The 17,575-nt window shown below is 72.1% G+C and carries 16 protein-coding genes; 8 read left to right on the plus strand and 8 right to left on the minus strand.

From position 1 onward, the window contains the following. Window positions 1-9: 9 nt before the first annotated feature. Complete coding sequence (locus tag ACIPKM_RS17605; protein WP_070416656.1) at window positions 10-960, plus strand: GlxA family transcriptional regulator; 951 nt, start codon at window positions 10-12, stop codon at window positions 958-960. Window positions 961-1,068: 108 nt separating this feature from the next. Next, window positions 1,069-2,073: a type I glyceraldehyde-3-phosphate dehydrogenase gene (gene gap / locus ACIPKM_RS17610; RefSeq protein WP_071295010.1), complete on the plus strand. Its 1,005-nt coding sequence runs from the start codon at window positions 1,069-1,071 to the stop codon at window positions 2,071-2,073. Window positions 2,074-2,369: 296 nt separating this feature from the next. Here gap and ACIPKM_RS17615 read toward each other — a convergent pair whose 3' ends face one another. From ACIPKM_RS17615 to ACIPKM_RS17645, 7 genes are all read right to left on the minus strand, one after another. Continuing rightward, the gene (locus ACIPKM_RS17615) at window positions 2,370-3,470 is read right to left on the minus strand and encodes an N-acetylglucosamine kinase (RefSeq protein ID WP_402737217.1); all 1,101 of its coding nucleotides are present in this window, start codon (window positions 3,468-3,470) and stop codon (window positions 2,370-2,372) included. Next, window positions 3,458-4,762 (minus strand): 6-phospho-beta-glucosidase, encoded by a 1,305-nt coding sequence (locus tag ACIPKM_RS17620; RefSeq protein WP_402737218.1) that lies wholly within the window; start codon window positions 4,760-4,762, stop codon window positions 3,458-3,460. Before ACIPKM_RS17620 ends, ACIPKM_RS17615 begins: the two co-directional genes overlap by 13 nt. Before the next feature lie 7 nt (window positions 4,763-4,769). Further along, window positions 4,770-5,663 (minus strand): carbohydrate ABC transporter permease, encoded by an 894-nt coding sequence (locus tag ACIPKM_RS17625; protein WP_402737219.1) that lies wholly within the window; start codon window positions 5,661-5,663, stop codon window positions 4,770-4,772. Beyond that, the gene (locus ACIPKM_RS17630) at window positions 5,663-6,709 is read right to left on the minus strand and encodes a carbohydrate ABC transporter permease (protein WP_217637349.1); all 1,047 of its coding nucleotides are present in this window, start codon (window positions 6,707-6,709) and stop codon (window positions 5,663-5,665) included. The genes ACIPKM_RS17625 and ACIPKM_RS17630 overlap by 1 nt, the downstream gene beginning before the upstream one ends. A 2-nt stretch (window positions 6,710-6,711) precedes the next feature. After that, window positions 6,712-8,070 carry an extracellular solute-binding protein gene (locus ACIPKM_RS17635; RefSeq protein ID WP_402737220.1) on the minus strand — a complete coding sequence of 453 codons (1,359 nt, stop codon included), beginning with the start codon at window positions 8,068-8,070 and terminating at the stop codon, window positions 6,712-6,714. Between the two features lie 158 nt (window positions 8,071-8,228). Next, complete coding sequence (locus ACIPKM_RS17640) at window positions 8,229-9,470, minus strand: ROK family transcriptional regulator (protein WP_309778946.1); 1,242 nt, start codon at window positions 9,468-9,470, stop codon at window positions 8,229-8,231. A 127-nt stretch (window positions 9,471-9,597) separates the two neighbouring features. After that, window positions 9,598-10,647, minus strand: a complete 1,050-nt coding sequence (locus ACIPKM_RS17645; RefSeq protein ID WP_402717085.1) for a zinc-binding dehydrogenase — start codon at window positions 10,645-10,647, stop codon at window positions 9,598-9,600. 80 nt (window positions 10,648-10,727) lie between these two features. Between ACIPKM_RS17645 and ACIPKM_RS17650 the strand changes: the two genes are divergently transcribed. Together ACIPKM_RS17650 and ACIPKM_RS17655 are read left to right on the plus strand one after the other, a co-directional pair. After that, window positions 10,728-11,642 carry a DUF3097 domain-containing protein gene (locus ACIPKM_RS17650; protein ID WP_402737221.1) on the plus strand — a complete coding sequence of 305 codons (915 nt, stop codon included), beginning with the start codon at window positions 10,728-10,730 and terminating at the stop codon, window positions 11,640-11,642. A gap of 194 nt (window positions 11,643-11,836) precedes the next feature. Further along, window positions 11,837-12,487 (plus strand): spermidine/putrescine ABC transporter substrate-binding protein, encoded by a 651-nt coding sequence (locus ACIPKM_RS17655; RefSeq protein WP_070416650.1) that lies wholly within the window; start codon window positions 11,837-11,839, stop codon window positions 12,485-12,487. 33 nt (window positions 12,488-12,520) lie between these two features. Here ACIPKM_RS17655 and ACIPKM_RS17660 read toward each other — a convergent pair whose 3' ends face one another. Continuing rightward, window positions 12,521-12,943, minus strand: a complete 423-nt coding sequence (locus tag ACIPKM_RS17660; protein WP_070416649.1) for a DUF3054 domain-containing protein — start codon at window positions 12,941-12,943, stop codon at window positions 12,521-12,523. A 94-nt stretch (window positions 12,944-13,037) separates the two neighbouring features. Here ACIPKM_RS17660 and ACIPKM_RS17665 point away from each other — a divergent pair, with 94 nt between their 5' ends. The 4 genes from ACIPKM_RS17665 to ACIPKM_RS17680 all read left to right on the plus strand — a co-directional run bounded on the left by ACIPKM_RS17665 (window position 13,038) and on the right by ACIPKM_RS17680 (window position 17,568). Continuing rightward, window positions 13,038-14,630 (plus strand): inositol monophosphatase family protein, encoded by a 1,593-nt coding sequence (locus tag ACIPKM_RS17665; RefSeq protein WP_402737222.1) that lies wholly within the window; start codon window positions 13,038-13,040, stop codon window positions 14,628-14,630. Window positions 14,631-14,846: 216 nt separating this feature from the next. After that, window positions 14,847-15,659, plus strand: coding sequence for a hypothetical protein (locus tag ACIPKM_RS17670; protein ID WP_083295011.1), 813 nt, complete (start codon window positions 14,847-14,849; stop codon window positions 15,657-15,659). Between the two features lie 56 nt (window positions 15,660-15,715). Further along, window positions 15,716-16,717 (plus strand): ATP-binding cassette domain-containing protein, encoded by a 1,002-nt coding sequence (locus ACIPKM_RS17675; protein ID WP_402737223.1) that lies wholly within the window; start codon window positions 15,716-15,718, stop codon window positions 16,715-16,717. Beyond that, window positions 16,714-17,568, plus strand: a complete 855-nt coding sequence (locus ACIPKM_RS17680; RefSeq protein ID WP_402737224.1) for an ABC transporter permease — start codon at window positions 16,714-16,716, stop codon at window positions 17,566-17,568. Before ACIPKM_RS17675 ends, ACIPKM_RS17680 begins: the two co-directional genes overlap by 4 nt. Window positions 17,569-17,575 lie beyond the last annotated feature (7 nt).

Below are 17,575 nucleotides of genomic sequence, written 5' to 3' on the forward strand. Positions count from 1 at the left end.
CGTCGCTGCATGGCCACGCCCCACCTGCACCGCGTCGCGGTCCTCGTGCTCGACGGGGCGAAGCCGCTCGACGTCGGGATCCCGGCGCAGGTCTTCTCGAACCGCCCGAGCATGCCGTACGAGGTCCGGGTGTGCGGCCCCCGCGTGGGACGCATCGCCGGGGGAGACGGCCTCGCGTACGCGGTCGACCACGGGCTGGACGCCCTCGAGTGGGCCGAGACGGTCTTCGTGCCCGGGTACCGGTTCCCCGCGGACACGCCACCGCCCGCCGACGTGGTGACGGCGCTCGGGCAGGCGCACGATCGGGGCGCCCGGATCGCGGCGATCTCCACCGGGGCGTTCGCCCTGGCCGCCGCAGGACTGCTCGACGGCCGCCGTGCGACCACGCACTGGCACTACACGCGGGTGCTCCGCGACCGGTACCCCGAGGTCGACGTGGACGAGGACGTGCTGTTCGTCGACGCCGGGTCGGTCCTGACGAGTGCGGGAGCGGCGAGCGGGATCGACCTGTGCCTGCACATCGTCCGGCAGGACCACGGGGTCGGGCTGTCGAACCACGTCGCACGGCGGCTCGTGAGTGCCCCGTACCGGAGCGGCGGGCAGGCGCAGTACGTCCCGCGGAGCATGCCCGAGCCACTCGGAGACGTCTTCGCCGAGACGCGGGAGTGGGCGCTCCGGCACCTCGCCGACCCGCTGACGCTCGAGGTCCTCGCCCGGAACGCGACGGTCTCGCCGCGGACGTTCTCGCGGCGCTTCGTCGAGGACACCGGGTACACGCCGATGCAGTGGGTGCTCCGGGCTCGGGTCGACCTCGCACGGGAGCTGCTCGAACGCTCGGACCTCGCCGTCGACCAGGTCGCCGAGCGGGCGGGGCTCGGGTCGGACGCCAACCTGCGGACGCACTTCCGTCGGATCCTCGGGACCTCGCCGACCGAGTACCGGCGGACCTTCCAGGACTGACCGCGTCGCCGCAGTGGTGGCGACATCCTTTCGAACGCTGGCTTCCCAGCCACTGGAGCCGCGCCTCCCGGGCCGTGAGCATGGACCGCGGAACGAAAGGAAGTCCACATGACCCGCATCGCGATCAACGGCTTCGGCCGCATCGGCCGCAACACCCTCCGCGCGCTCCTCGCCCGGGGAGGCGACGACCTCGAGGTCGTCGCCGTCAACGACCTCACCGCACCCGAGACGCTCGCCCACCTGTTCCGGTACGACTCCGCGCTCGGCCCGTTCGCCGGGACCGTCGAGGTCGACGGGGACACCCTCGTCATCGACGGACGGCGCATCCGCGTGCTCGCGTCGCGCGAGCCGGCGGAGCTCCCCTGGGGCGACCTCGGCGTCGAGGTCGTGCTCGAGTCGACCGGCCGGTTCACCGCGCGCGACGCGGCGGCGGGACACCTGACCGCGGGAGCCCGCCGCGTCCTCATCAGCGCGCCCGCCACCGGCGCGGACGCCACCATCGCGTACGGCGTGAACTCCGACGTGTACGACCCGGCGGTGCACACCGTCGTCTCGAATGCCTCGTGCACGACGAACGCGCTCGCGCCGCTGGCGTCGGTGCTCGACGACCTCGCGGGCATCGAGCACGGGTTCATGACGACCGTGCACGCCTACACGCAGGAGCAGAACCTGCAGGACGGTCCGCACCGCGACCTGCGTCGGGCGCGTGCCGCCGGCGTGAACATCGTGCCGACGTCGACCGGGGCTGCCAAGGCCATCGGGCTCGTGCTGCCGCGGCTCGACGGCAAGCTGTCGGGTGACGCGATCCGGGTGCCGGTGCCGGTGGGGTCGATCGTCGAGCTGAACACCGTGGTGTCGCGGGACGTCACCGTCGAGGAGGTCAACGAGGCCTACCGCGCTGCCGCCGCCGGGCCGCTCGCGGGGGTGCTGGCGTTCACGGCGGACCCGCTCGTGTCGACGGACATCACGGGGCGGCCGGAGTCGAGCGTGTTCGACTCGCTGCTCACCCGTGTCGACGAGGGGCGGCACGTGAAGGTGGTCGCCTGGTACGACAACGAGTGGGGGTTCTCGAACCGGGTGGTCGACATGCTGGGGCTGCTGGCGCGCGCGTAGCGCGGCGCGCGCGGCGCGCGCGCGGCACGGCGTGGCGGTCTCGCCGAGTCTCGGCTCTTCGGACAGTTTCGCGGCGCGGCGGCCCGCATCTCGTCCGCCCTGCCGAGTCTCGGGGCGCGCGACCACGGGATGGGCGCGAGCACGGTCGGACGGGAGGCGCGGTGCGGGCTGGCACCGCGCCTCCCGTCCGTGCGTGGTGACGTTTCGGGCTGGGCGACAGTTCACGGGTCCGGGCGGCCGTGAACTGTCGCTGGGCGCGAAACCTCGCGCGGCCCGCGCGCGGCGCGCGCGGCGCGTCAGCGGATCGGCGCCGTGGTGCTCGCGAAGGCGCGGGAGCGCACGGCCTGCCGGTAGCGGTCGAGCGCGGCGTCGTCGGCCCCGACGGACTCCAGCGCCGCCAACCCCGCCCCGAGCACGGGAGGATCGGTCACCCACGTCGGCACCGCTCCGGGCACCCGGGCAGCGAGGCCGTCGACGACGCCCTCGACGAGCAGGGCATCCCGCGCTGCGAGCACCCCGCCGCCGAGGACCACGGGCACCGGGCTCGCGGCTGAGCCACCGAGACCGAGACGCTCGAGCGCGACCGCGGCGAGCAGGACGATCTCCTCGGCCTGCCGCGCGACGACGCCGGCGGCCACGGCGTCACCCGCGCCGGCGACCTCGAACAGCACCGGGCACAGCCGGTTGAACACCCGCTGGTCGAGGCGGCCGAAGTGGATCGCCTCGGTCACCTCGCGGACGCTGCGGAGGCCCAGTGCCGCCGGGACGGCCGTGACCAGGGCCGTCGCCGGTCCGCGACCGTCGTCGGCGCGGGCTGCGTGCCACAGCGCACGGTTGCCGAGGTACGCGCCGCCGCCCCAGTCGCCGGAGACGTCCCCGATGGCGGGGAACCGTGCGGTGGTGCCGTCGGCCCGGACCGCGAGCGCGTTGATGCCCGTGCCGCAGACGACCGCGGCGGCGTCCGGCGACAGCGTCCCCGCCCGCAGCAGCGCGAACAGGTCGTTGTCGAGGACGTGCGGCGCGCCGCCGTCGGCCTCCCAGTGCGCGAGCGCCTCGGTTGCCGCGACGAGTTCGTCGTGCAGGTCGAGCCCGGCCAGGTACACGTGCGTCGTCCGGATCCGACGGTCGCCGAGGTCGCCGACGACCCGCGCCCGGACGTCGTCGAGGATCGGCCCGGCGACGTCCCACCCGCGGGTCTGCGGGTTCGAGCCGGGGCCCCGTGCGTGCCCGACGATCGATCCGTCGAGTGCGATCGCGACGACGTCCGTCTTGCTGCCGCCACCGTCGACGGCCAGGACGACGTCGCTCGGCGCCGGCGGGACGGGTGCGGGCGGACGGGTCGCTCGGGCGGTGCCGACGCCGCCTCCGGACGCTCCGGCTCCGTTCAGCCCGCCCACGTCAGCTGCTCCGATCGCGTCCACGGCAGGTGCTCCGCGTTCGCGGCCAGGAGCAGGTCGGTGAGCCGTTCGGCCTTGTCGACCTGCCCGACGAGCGGGTGCGCCCACATCGCGCGGAGCACGCGGTCGCGGCCTCCGTGCACGGCGGCGTCGAGGGCGAGGCGTTCGTACCCGGCGACGTGCGACACGAGTCCGACCATGTCGGCATCGAGTGGCGCGACGGGCAACGGTGTGATCGCCGCGCGGGTGACCCGGGCCGGGACCTCGATCACGTGGTCGTCGGGGAGGAACGGGAACGTGCCGTCGTTGCGCACGTTGAGGACCTGCACGTCACCGCGGTCGCCGAGGATCGAGGAGAGCACGTCGATCGCCGCCTCGGAGTAGTAGGCGCCGCCCCGCTGCTCGAGCTCGGCGGGCTTCGTCACGACGGACTCGTCCGCGTACTTCGCGAGCAGGGCCCGCTCGGTCTCCATGACGGCCTCGGCACGGGTGGGCGCGTGCAGCTGTTCCTCGAGCACGACGTCGTGGCTGTAGAAGTAGCGCAGGTAGTACGAGGGCACGGCGTGCTGCAGCCGGATGAGGTCGGCCGGCATGTGCACGCTCTCCGCCATCCGGTCGAGGGCACCGGTGTCGGCACGGAGCAGGTCGGACAGGACGTCGCGCTCACCGGAGCCGTCCGTCACGTGGACGCCGCGCTCCCACGTCAGGTGGTTCAGACCGACGTGGTCGAGCCGGACGGCCGACGGAGCGACGTCGAACTCCTTCGCGAAGCGCCGCTGGAACCCGATCGCCACGTTGCAGAGCCCGACGGCCCGGTGCCCCGCTTCGAGCAGTGCACGGGTGACGATGCCCACCGGGTTCGTGAAGTCGACGATCCACGCGTCCGGCTTGGCGTACCGCTTGACGAGCGACGCGTACTCGAGCACGACCGGCACGGTGCGGAGCGCCTTCGCGAACCCGCCGGGCCCGGTGGTCTCTTGCCCGATGCAGCAGGCGTCGTGCGGCCAGGTCTCGTCCTGGTGCCGGGCGGCCTGCCCGCCGATCCGGAGCTGGAACATGACGGCGTCGGCGTCCGAGACCCCGGCGACGACGTCGTCCGTGACGTGGATCGTGCCCGGATGGCCGGCGTGGGCGAACATCCGCTTCGCGACACCGCCGACGAGTTCGCGCCGGACGGGGTCGGGGTCGACGAGCCACAGCTCGTCGATGGGCAGCTGGTCGCGGAGCCGGGCGAAGCCGTCCACGAGTTCGGGGGTGTAGGTGGATCCGCCACCGATGACTGCGAGTTTCACTGTGGTGCTATCCCTTCACGCCGGTGAGCGCGATGCCCTCGACGAATGCCTTCTGTGCGAAGAAGAAGATGATGACGACCGGCACCATGACGACGACGGTCATCGCCATCGTCATCGACCAGTCGGTGCCGTGTTGGCCGCGGAACGTGGCCAGCCCGTACGCCACCGGCCAGGCGGCCTGGTTCTCGGAGGCGTACAGGAGCGGGCCGTAGTAGTCGTTCCACGAGTGGAAGAACATGAAGATCGCCGCCGACGCGATGCCGGGGCGGGCCATCGGGACGACCACGCGCCAGAGCACGCCCCACTCGCTGCATCCGTCCATGCGAGCGGCGTCCCCGTACTCCTTCGGGATCGTCATGAAGAACTGGCGGAGCAGGAAGATGCTGAACGCGTCGCCGAGCAGGTTCGGCAGGATGAGCGGCCAGAGCGTGCCGGTGAGGTGCAGCTCGGACCACATCACGTAGACCGGCACCGCGGTGACCTGCGGGGGCAGGAGCATCGCGACGATGATCACGGTGAAGATCAGGTTCGCGCCACGGAACTTGATCTGGGCGAGCGCGTACGCCGCCGGGACCGAGCTGACGAGCATGAACGCGGTGGCGAGCACGGCGTACATCGACGAGTTGCCGAACCACTGCACGAGCGGCAGTTCGGTGAACACCCGGCCGTAGTTCGAGAAGTCGAACGGGCGCGGCACGATCGACGCGGTGAGTGCCTGGTTGCTCGACATCAGCGACGTCAGGATGACGAACACGATCGGCGCGATGGTCAGGACGCCGAGCGCGACGAGTGCGGCGTGCTCGGCGATCCAGACCAGCAGGCTGCGGCGCGGACCGCGGGCGGAGGCGGACGCCGCACCGCGGGGAGCCCGGGCGAGCGGGGACTGGGACACGGCGGTCATCAGGACTCCTCGGGTCTGAAGACGGAGATGCGGCGCATCGTGAGGACGAGCACCACGGCGGTGACCACGAACAGCACCACGGCCATCGCGGACGCGTAGCCGAACTGGAAGTTCGCGAACCCGTGCTGGTAGAGCAGCTCGGTGTAGGTGAGCAGCGAGGTGCCCGGGTAGCCGAGCTGCGCCGCGGTGCCTCCGCCGATCGTGGCCTTGCCGCTGGCGACGCCCGACGCGACGGCGGCCTCGGTGAAGTACTGCAGGGCCGCGATCACCCCCGTGACGGCGGCGAACCCGATGACCGGCGCGATCGTCGGCAGCGTGATGTGCCGCACCTGCTGGACGCCGTTCGCCCCGTCGAGCGACGCGGCCTCGTACAGGTCGCGCGGCACGTCGAGGAGCGACGCCAGGAAGATGATCATGATGTCGCCCATCACCCAGACGCCCATGATCACGAGCGAGGGCTTCGACCACGCGGGGTCGTTGAACCACAGCGGGCCGTCGATGCCGAACACCCGCAGGATCTGGTTCACGGGGCCGGTGCCGGGGTTGAACAGGAAGACGAACGCGACGACGCTCGCGACGGGCGGCACCAGGGCGGGCAGGTAGAACAGCGTCCGCCAGAACCCGGTCGCCGTCTTCGCGCGGCTGAGCAGTCCCGCCACGAGCAGCCCGCAGACGATCCGGACCGGCACGAGGATGACCACGAACCACAGCGTGTTCACGACCGCGGGGCCGATCTGCGGGTCCTGGGTGAAGAGGAACCGGTAGTTCAGCAATCCGACGAACTCGGGTTCCTGCAGCTGGTTGTAGCGCGTGAACGAGTAGAAGATCGACGCGACGAGCGGGTACGCGAAGAAGATCACGAGGCCCGCCAGGGCCGGGGCGAGCATCGTCAGCGCGACCAGGCGACGGCGGGACTCTGCGGAGCGGCGCCGACGTGGCCGGCTCCCGGGGGCCGTCGAACGCGACCCGGCGCTGGCCGGCGGCCGGGAGGCGCGGGTGGGCCGCGCCTCCAGGCTGCCGGTCTCAGGGGTGGTGACGTCGGTCATGGTCACGGACCAGCCAGCTGGTTGGCGTTGTCGATGTCCGAGTCGAGCTTCTTGAGCTTCGCGTCGAGGTCGCCGCCGTTCTGCTGGTACGCCTGCCAGAACTTCGTGAAGGTGCCGATGTAGGCGGCGCCGTCCGCGGTGCCCGGCGAGGTCATCGTGTCCTTGTCGCCCGCGACGTCGACGAAGGTCTTGTAGTTCTCGTCGACCTCGAGCTTCGGAGACTCGAGGGCCGAGGTGAGCGTCGGGATGTTCTTGAGCCCGTTGCCCATCGTGACCTGCGCGTCGGTGTTCGTGGAGAGGTACTTCAGCAGCGCCCAGGCCAGTTCGGGGTGCTTCGACCCCTTCGCGATGCCCGCCACGTTGCCCGCGATGTAGGTCGATCCGTAGTTGCCGAGGCCGTCCATCACCGGGGTCGGCGCGGTGCCGTAGTCGAGGTCCGGCTTCTGGTCCTTGATGAAGGCGGTGCGGTACTCGCCGTCGATCTGCATCGCGACCTGACCGGTCTGGAACGCGTTGTCGGCGGCGAACTCCTGGCCGAGCCCCGAGGTGAAGGCCTTGAGCTTGTCGTAGCCGATCTCGTCGACGAAGCCCTTCTGCCAGGTGATGAGCTTCTTCCAGGCGTCGGACGTGCCGATCACGCTGTTGCCCTTCGCGTCGAGCCACGATCCGTCGACCATCGGGGCCCAGTGCTCGGGGGAGTTCTCGTAGAAGTCGATGAGCGGGTTGAAGCCGAGCTGCTTGATCGACCCGTCGGCGTTGTAGGTCGTCAATTTCAGCGCGTCGGCCTTGAGCTCGTCGAGCGTCTTCGGCGGGGTCGTGATGCCCGCCTTCGCGAGCAGCGGCTTGTTGTACATCAGCGCACTGACGTCGGCGAGGGCCGGCAGGGTGCAGCGCGTGCCCTTGTACTGCGTGTACGACTGCACGGCCTTCGGGATGTCCGACAGGTCGACCTTGTCACGCTTGATGTAGGGCGACAGGTCGCGGAAGGCGCCCGATGAGCAGAAGCTGCCCACGATGGCGGTCGAGTACGACAGGCCCACGTCGATGTTCTGGCCGGACGAGATCGCCTTCTGCAGCTTCTCGTCGTCCTGGCCGGCGTGGATGTCGACCGTGACGCCGGGGTTCTCCTTCTCGAAGCCGGCGACGGCGCTCTTCACGACGCCGGCTTCGCGCCCGGTGAAGAAGTGCCACAGGGACACGGTGCCCTTGAGCTCCTTCGGTGCGCTCTTCTCGATCGAGTCGGCGCTGCTGCCGGAGCTGCAGCCCGCGACGACGAGGGCGCCCACGGCGGCGACGGCCGTGGCGGTGACGATGCGGCGGAACGTCCGGCGGCGCGGGACGTTCGGTTGGGGGAGGGACACTGCGGTACTCGCTCTCTGGTCTCGCTCCGACGCGGTGCGGTCGCGGTGCCGCACGCCGGACGGATCCGGGCGTGCGACGTCGTTTCCGGGCGCGCCGAAGAGCCCTGGGACAGGGCCGGGTGATGGTGCCTCGAGTGGTGCGGGTGGGGTGGTGCTGGTCAGGGGCGCTCGGCCGGGTCCGGTGCGGGCACATCGTCGCTGATGCGCTCGAGCCGGTCCGCGAGCGCGGTGCGGACGACGTCGATGAGGACATGCCGCGCACCGTGCAGGACGGGGGTGTCGGGGACGCCGGGGGCCACGACGGCGGTGGACCAGCGCGTGCGGGTCCGGAGCCAGGCGGTCACGGCGGCGGCCAGGGCGGGTCCGCCCGCGATCCCGGTCGGGCCGTGCAGCACGACCGTCTCGGGATCGGCGACGGCGAGGGCGGGGAGCACGTTGTGCCCGACGCGCTCGCCGAGGGCGGTGGTGAACGGGTGCTGCTCGGGGAGCCCGGGCAGCTGCGGGAGCACCTGGCGCCAGTCGGCAGCGGTGCCGTCCGGTGCCGTGATCCCGTGTTCGGCGGCGAGTGCGATGATCGCGGACTCGGAGATGAGGTCCGCGACGATCGTGGCCGTCGGGTCGATGGAGCGTGCGTCTGCGGGCACGCCGAGGTAGCCGATCTCGCCGGCGGCACCGGACGCGCCGGTGTGCAGGTGGCCGCCGAGGTCGAGCGCCATGCCGAGGCCCTCGGCCATCCAGAACAGGGCGAACGACCCGGGGGTCCGTCCGGCGCCCATGTTCCGTTCGGCGATCGCCGCGAGGTTGGCGTCGTTCTCGATGACGACGCGGACCCCGAGTGCGGCGGAGAGCGTCGCGGCGACCCGGTCACGGGGCCAGCCGGGCAGCCCGTCGGTGAAGATGAGGGTGTCGGTCGCGTGGTCGACGCTCGCCTGGACCCCGACGCCCACCGCGGTGACGAGGTCCGGGTCGACGCCCGCGGCCGCCGCGGCCCGGGAGATCGCGGCGGCGACGATGTCGGCACCGGGCGCGCGCATCTCGGCCGGGGACATCGTGTGGGTCGCGACCGGGAAGGTGCGGCCGGCGGCGTCCACCACGGTGCTCCGGACGTCGACGAGCTGGACGTCGACCGCCACGCCGAGGTCGCGGTCGGTGATCGCTTCGTAGACCACCGCGCTCGGGCCCCGGCGACCGGCCTGCGATGCGGTGCCGGCTTCGCGGATGAGGGCCGCCGCCTCGAGCCGCCGGATGATCTCGGCCGCGGTCGGCTTGCTGAGCCCGGTGCGCTGGGCGATCTCGTTGCGGGTGAGCGGCCCGTCGTCGAGCAGGAGCTCGAGCGCGGCCCGGTCGTTGAGGACACGCAGGAGGCCGGGCTGGCCGGGGGTGCGTCCTCGAGTGGTCATGTCGAGGACTGTAACGGACAACCTTCTTTACTGAAAGGTTTGTTTACCGATTCGAAACACGCGTTCCGCTCCGCGAAACGTGCGGAGCGGAACGCGCGGCACGGAACGTCGACGTCGCGGACCGGCCCTACGGGCGCAGCAGCACCTTGATCGCGCGACGCTCGTCCATCGCGCGGTACGCCTCCGCCGCCTCGTCGAGCGGGAGCTCGAGGTCGAAGACGCGGCCCGGCTCGATCGCACCCGAGAGCACGTCCGGCAGCAGCTCGGGGATGTACGTGCGTGCCGGGGCCATGCCGCCCGCGACGGTGATGTTCGTGTCGAAGAGGTACCGCGTGCCGATCGTCGGCACCCCGTGCGGGACCCCGACGAAGCCGAGGTTGCCACCCGGGCGGACCGAGTGCAGTGCCTGGTCCATGCTCTCCTCGGTGCCGACGGCCTCGACCGCGCAGTCGGCCAGGTCGCCGTCGAGCAGCTCGCGGATCGCCGCGACGCCCTCCTCGCCACGCGCCTCGACGACGTCCGTCGCGCCGAACTCGCGCGCGAGCGCCTGTCGGTCGGCGTGCCGGCTCATCGCGATGATCCGCTCGGCACCGAGCCGCTTCGAGGCGAGGACGGCGGACAGCCCGACCGCGCCGTCGCCCACCACGACGACCGTCTTGCCGGGGCCCACGGCTGCCGACACCGCGGCGTGGTGCCCGGTGGAGAAGACGTCCGACAGGGTGAGGAGCGAGGGGACGAGCGCCGGGTCGACCGGGCCCGGCACCGCGACGAGGGTCGCGGAGGCGTCCGGGATGCGGACGTACTCGGCTTGGGCGCCGCCGACCGGGTCGCCGTACGCGTCCTTCCCGCCGAAGCCGGACAGGTGGTCGCAGCCGGTCGTCATGCCGTGGCGGCAGGCCTGGCACGTGCCGTCGTTCATGGTGAAGGGGGAGATGACGAAGTCGCCGACGTGCAGGTCCGTGACGGCGTCGCCCACCGCGACGACCTCGCCGACGAGCTCGTGGCCGATCGGACGCGGCTGCTTCGTCGGCGTGACGCCCCGGTACGGCCAGAGGTCCGACCCGCACACGCACGCCGCGACGACCTTGACCACGACGTCCTTCGGCGTGATGAGGTCGGGCTGGTCGCGGTCCTCGACACGGATGTCGTTCGGGGCGTGGATGATCGCAGCGCGCAAGGGTGTGCCTTCCGTCGAGATGGTGGGGTGTGCGGCCGGTCGACGTCGTCCGGGCCCGGGACGACAGTACCCTCGTGCGGGTGGACGACGACCGGTACGGCAGTGACGTGCTCTCGGGCGACTGGCGCTCGCGCGGGGTGCAGAAGGTGCGGCAGGTGCCGCTCGAGCGGGACATGGTCCTCGAGGACCCGACGACCGGCTGGGCCGGCGCCGTGGTGCGGCTCGAGGCCGGCAACGTGGAGCTCGAGGACTGGAAGGGGCGCACCCGGTCCTTCCCCTTCAGCGGGCAGTTCCTGCTCGAGGGCGAGCTCGTCACGCTGGGCCGCCCGCAGGCGCCGGTGGGGCGGTCTGCCGCCGCTGCACCGCCGGTCGGGAGGCGCGGCTCGGCCCCGGCGGTCCGGCACGCGTCCGACGGCGGTCGCCTCCGCACCGCGTCCGGATCGTTCGCCGTGGAGTCGCAGCGCGCCCGGGTGGCACTGCCCTCCCGGATCATGGTGGAGGGCAAGCACGACGCCGAACTCGTCGAGAAGGTCTGGGGAGCCGACCTCCGGGTCGAGGGCGTCGTCGTCGAGGAGCTCTCCGGCGTCGACAACCTGGCCGACGTGCTCGACGACTTCCGGCCCTCGCGCGACCGTCGTGTCGGCGTGCTCGTGGACCACCTCGTGCCGGGCTCGAAGGAGTCCCGCTTCGCCGACGCCGTGATGCGGGGGAAGTGGGGCGCGCACGTGCTCGTCGTCGGGCACCCGTTCGTCGACGTCTGGCAGTCGGTGAAGCCCGCCCGTGTCGGACTCCAGGCGTGGCCGACGATCCCGCGCTCGATCGAGTGGAAGAAGGGCATCTGCCAGGCGCTCGGATGGCCCTCCGCCGAGCAGGCCGACATCGCCCGGGCCTGGCAGCGGATCCTCGGCCAGGTGCGCACCTTCGCCGACCTCGAGCCGCAGTTGCTCGGTCGTGTCGAGGAGCTCATCGACTTCGTGACCGAGCCGAAGGACTGACGACCTGGCGTCGCCCGGCGCCGCGCCGCCGTTCCGCAGTGTGCGAGGTTCCCCGCACGGTGGCATGCCCGTGGCCCCTCACGATGCGCGGAACCTCGCACAGTGCGGCTCGCACCTCGCACAGTGCGAGGTGCGCGATCGGCCCCGGCCCGGAAATCCGCGGCGATCCCGGGCGCGGCGCATACCCTTGGAGCATGGACGGCATCGACGGACGCGTGCGCAGCGCTGTCGAGGTCTGGCTGCGCTGGCTGCCCCGCTGGCAGATCGGCACCGCGCGGCCCCGGACACGCATCTGCCGCAAGTGCACCGGTTCGCCGATCGCCACCGCCGCGGGCTTCGGACCGGACGTGCCGCACGCCGTCCAGCACGCGTTGATCGGCCGCATCTCGACGATCATCGAGGACGCCGTCGACGACTACACCGCCAAGAACCTGCCCCTGCTGCAGCGCGAACTCGAGCGGGCCGCGGCACGCAAGCGTCACGCCGGGTACCAGCCGACCGAGGGCCTGCAGCCGGAGTTCCAGGGCCTCGACGTCGACCCGGAGCCGTCACCGGGGGAGCCGTTCCTCTTCACGCTCGGCGAGCTGACCGGCACGGGCGCGCACGAGCAGGCGCCGCGCGAACCCTTGTCGGACGAGGCGAAGTCGGCGCTCCGTCACGAGATCGCCCTCTCCGACGAGTGCGCCCGTTCCACCGGCACGGCGGTCTGCCTGGCGCTCATCGACCACCGACCGCGGATCGCCGAGGCGGTCGAACGACTCGTCGAGCCGCAGATCGAGGCTCTGGTGTCGGACATGTTCCGCGGGTTCGACGGGCCGGAGGCACCGCGCGCCGGGCTGTTCTGACCGGTGTGCGGTCGGGGCGGGCGCACCTGACGGTCAGCGCTCGGCCGACACCGCCCCGCGCTGCCGGCGTCGGTCGACGGCACCGATGACGAGTCGAGCGAGCCCGCGCCACCCGAGCAGGAACACCCCGAGCACGATCGTCGCGACGATCACGAACGAGATCGGCAGCGGGTTGCCGTCCACGTCGCCCTGGCCCGTCGCCACCCGGATCGCCAACCCGACGAACACCGTGAGGACCCACACGACGACACCCGTGGGCCAGAAGCGCAGCGGGCGAGCCCACGCTCCGCTCGTCACGTAGGCGATCGCCCACCCGGCGAGGAACGGGTAGGCGGTGGTCCACAGCGCGAGTGCGGAGTTCGCCTCACCGTGCGAGGAGCGCCCGATCAGGGCGAACAGGACGATGAGCACGACGTCGATCACGGCTGCGAGCCAGCCCCAGGTGCGTTCGGTCACACCCCATTCTCGCAGTCGGCGACGGCCGCCCACCCGCACGCCGCGTTCACGCGCTCGTCACCTCCGGTTCGCCGGCGTCCGGCACGATCGGCGGATGACGTCGACCGCGCAGGCACCGACGGGCCGGATGGTCGCCACCGACGCTGCCCCGGACGCCGGGCGCGTCGTACGCCGGCCCCGCCTCGTCGCCCACCGGGGTGCGCCGCGCGTCCGGCGCGAGAACACCCTGCCGGCCATCGCCGTCGCCGAGGCCCTCGGCGCGGACACCATCGAGGTCGACGTCCGCCGCACCGCCGACGGCGTCGCCGTGCTGCTCCACGACGAGACCCTCGGCCGGATGTGGGGCGACGCCCGACCCGTGTCCGAGGTGGACTGGTGCGACGTCGCCCGGCTCGGGAACGGCCTCGACCGGATCCCACGGCTCGACGCCGCACTCGAACGGCTCGACGGCTGCCGGACCTCGCTGCTCGTCGACCTGACCGACCAGGAGGACGCCCTCGTCGCCGCGCGGACCGTCGCGGCGCACCGGGGGAGCACCGGCGTCGCGTGGTGCGGCGCGCCTGAGGCGATGGCGGCGGTCCGCGAGGCCCTTCCGGACGCCGACGTCTGGCTCGCGTGGGAGTCGCTCGAGGCGCCGACCGCGGAGGACCTCGCGCCGCTCGCGCCCTCGACGCTGAACCTCGACGTCGCGTTCCTCACGCCGCGCACCGTCCGGGCCGCGCACGAACTCGGCCTCGTCGTGTCGGTGTGGACCGTGGACGACCCCGAGCCGGCCGTCTGGGCCGCGATGTCGGGCGTCGACTCGATCACCACGAACGACGTCGCCGCGGTCCGAGCGGCACTCGCAGCGGCGGAACGGGACGGCTGGCCCGAGCGCGACCGCGAGCCCACGGAGACCGAGGTGGCCTCCCGCGCCGAGGCACTGGCGCACCGGATCGCCCACGAGGTGATCGCCTTCACCCGTGAGCACCCGGTCGGCGAGGTCACCACGAAGGCGCACCCGGCCGACCTCGTCACCGACGTCGACCGGCTCGTCGAGCGGCATGTCCGTTCCCGCGTCCGGACGGTGTTCCCGACCCACGGGTTCACCGGCGAAGAGTACGGCGAGGCACCCGGTGACCGGCACCGCTGGTACCTCGACCCGGTCGACGGCACGACGAACCTCGCGAACGGGGTGCCGTGGACCTCGATGTCGCTCTGTCTCACCCGCGGCGGTCGTCCACTCGTCGGCGTCGTCGCCGATCCGTGGCGCGGTGAGGTGCTCGAGGCCCGGAGCGGTCGCGGCGCCACCCTCCGTGACCGGACGCTGCGCCTCGACGACGCCCCGCGGGCACTCGCCGGAGCCGTCGTCGGCACCGAGCTCGACGGGCACCGGCCGTGGCCCGGGTTCGGCGCGTTCCTCGACGCCCTCGCGGCCCGCTCGTGCACGCTGCGGGTGCAGGGGTCCGGCACGCTCACGATCGCCCAGGTCGCGGCCGGACGGGGGATCGGCGGGTGCGTGTCGGCGTTCGACCCGATCGACCACGGTGCTGCGGTGTTGCTCGTGCACGAGGCCGGCGGCGTCGTGCTGACCCGGGAGGGCCCCGTCGACGGGTTCCCGCCGGCGGGTGGGCCGTTCCTGGTGGCACACCCGGGTGCGGCTGACGAACTGCACGCCGTGTGGACGGCAGCGCTCGCCGCCGTCTGAGCGTCACCCCTGTGGGCCTGGAGGCGCGGTGCGGGCCCGACCCGCGCCTCCCGGCCCACAGGTGGGCGCGTGACGAACCGCCGGCTCTCGGGTGACTCTGTGCGGGCGTTCAGTCAGTGGTCGCCGGCGCTCCCTAGGGTGGCAGTCCACGGCACCGCTCCACGGCGGGCCGCACTGCTCCGCCGCCGGCGGGGCGCACCCGAAGGAGCATCGACCATGGGATTCCTCGACCGCCTGCTCGGACGTCCGGAGCGCGACCAGAACGGCGCCGCGCAGCAGAACCAGTGGGGACAGCCGCAGCAGCCGCAGCAGCAGGGGTACCGCTACGGCCAGCAGTCCTACCACCAGCCCGCGCCCACGGGGGCGCCGGCGGCCGGCGGCCAGTACGGCACGCCGCAGTGGGGCGGCGGCGACCCGACCGGTGGTCAGCAGGCGTCGACCGACGACGAGCGTGCGGTCGAGCGCTACCGCTACCTGCTCCGCACGGCCCCGCCGGAGCGCATCGAGGAGGTCCACGCCGAGGCCTTCGCGAAGCTCACGGACGAGCAGCGCCGGATGGTCTACGACGAGTTCACGCGGTCCGCGCCGGCCGGCGAGGCCCCGCGCGGCGACGACCCGCGCTCCCTGGCCCAGGCCGCGACGCGCTCGGAGATCCGGCAGCCCGGGTTCATGGAGCGCTCGCTCGGCGGTGTCGGGAACGGGCGCGGCGGGATGTTCGGCGGTGCCGGGCAGCGCTCCGGTCCCTCGTTCGGCAGCATGATCGGCGCCTCGATCCTCGGGACGGTCGCCGGCTACGTGATCGGTTCGGCCATCATGAGCGCCTTCCTGCCGGACCCCGGATCGTTCGACGGCGGTACCGATGCTGCGGGTGACGGTGGTTCGGAGGACACTGGTGCCGACTCCGGTGACGGAGGCGCGTCCGACAGCGGCGCGTCCGACGGCGGCGGGTTCGAGAGTGCGGGCTGGGGCGACAGCGGATCCGACTTCGGCGGTGGCTTCAGCGACTTCGGTGGTGACTTCGACGTGTAGCGCGTCACGGTCGGCACCGACCATCTGATATGTTCCATGCTCGACAAGGGAGCGACATGGCCATCATCGAAGCCTCCGGGCTGACCAAGACGTACCGATCGAAGTCCGGTCCCGTGCACGCACTGGCCGGGCTCGACCTGGTGGTGCCGCAGGGCACCGTCAAGGCGCTGCTCGGGCCGAACGGTGCCGGCAAGACCACCACGGTGAAGGTGCTGACCACGCTCATCACGCCGGACAGCGGCACGGCGACGATCGACGGCATCGACGTCATCGCCGACCCGCAGGCCACCCGGCGTTCCATCGGGGTCTCCGGCCAGTACGCCGCGGTCGACGAGAACCTGACCGGGTTCGAGAACCTCGAGATGATCGGGCGGCTCTACCACCTCGGTCGTCGGACGGCGCGGGAACGGGCGCGCGAGCTCATCGACGTCTTCGACCTGGCCGAAGCAGGGGACCGCCCCGTGAAGGGCTTCTCCGGCGGCATGCGGCGGCGGATCGACCTCGCCGGCGCGCTCGTGATGAACCCCCGCGTGCTGTTCCTCGACGAACCGACCACCGGGCTCGACCCGCGCAGCCGGCTCGCGCTCTGGGGCATCATCGAGGGGCTCGTGGCCGAGGGCACGACGGTGCTCCTCACCACGCAGTACCTCGAAGAAGCCGACCAGTTGGCGGACGACATCGCGGTGATCGACGGTGGGACCGTCATCGCCGAGGGCACCTCCGACCACCTCAAGGCCCAGGTCGGCGGCCACCGGGTCGTCGTCACGCTGGTCGACCAGGCCGATGCGGACGCCGCCACGACCGTCCTCCGTCGCTACGGCGTCGGCGAGGTCGAGGCCTCCGGCGACGGCCGGACCCACGCCATCGCGGTCGAGGCCGGACCCTCGGCACTCCAGCGGGTGCTCGCCGACCTCGGTGACGCCGGCATCGAGCTGCACGACGCCGGCATGCGACGCCCCACCCTCGACGACGTGTTCCTCCGGCTCACCGGCCACGCGGCGACGGACGACGATGCGGTCGACCCGGCTGACACGAAGCAGAAGGAGGCGGCACGATGACCGCCACCACACCCGCCACGGCACTCGGCCGGCAGCTGCCCGTCGTCGTCACGTCGCCCGCGGCGGTCTGGCTCGAGGACGGCTGGACGGTCACGAAGCGGAACCTCATCAAGATCAAGCGGTCGCCGGACATGCTCGTGTTCGCGGTGCTGCAGCCGATCATGTTCGTCCTGCTCTTCAGCCAGGTCTACGGCGGCGCGATCCAGGTGCAGGGGACCGACTACACGCAGTTCCTGATGGCGGGGATCTTCGCCCAGACGGTCGTGTTCGGCGCGACGTTCTCCGGATCGGCGATGGCGCAGGACCTCAAGGAAGGGCTGATCGACCGGTTCCGCACGCTCCCGATGTCGGCGTCCGCGGTGCTCGTCGGCCGGACGAACTCCGACCTGGTGCTGAACGGCATCTCGATGGCGATCATGATGCTCACCGGGCTCGCGGTCGGGTGGCGGGTGAACTCGTCGCCGCTGGAGTTCCTCGCCGGCATCGCACTGCTGCTGCTCTTCAGCTACGCGTTCAGCTGGGTGATGGCGCTGCTCGGCATGAGCGTCAAGACGCCCGAGGTCATCAACAACGCTTCGTTCATGATCCTGTTCCCGTTGACGTTCATCTCCAACGCCTTCGTCCCGAGCGACACGCTGCCGCTCGTGCTGCGGGTCTTCGCGGAGTGGAACCCGGTGTCGTCGCTCGTGCAGGCCGCCCGCGAGCTGTTCGGCAACGTCGGCTCGGCGCCGGTGCCGGACATCTGGACGATGCAGCACCCGATCGTGACGGTGCTGATCGGGATCGCGGTGATGCTGGTGGTGTTCGTGCCGTGGTCGGTGAACAAGTACACCCGGATCAGCTCGAAGTGAGGCGTCG

It is taken from the genome of Curtobacterium sp. NPDC086286 (assembly GCF_044746255.1).
Lineage (GTDB): Bacteria > Actinomycetota > Actinomycetes > Actinomycetales > Microbacteriaceae > Curtobacterium.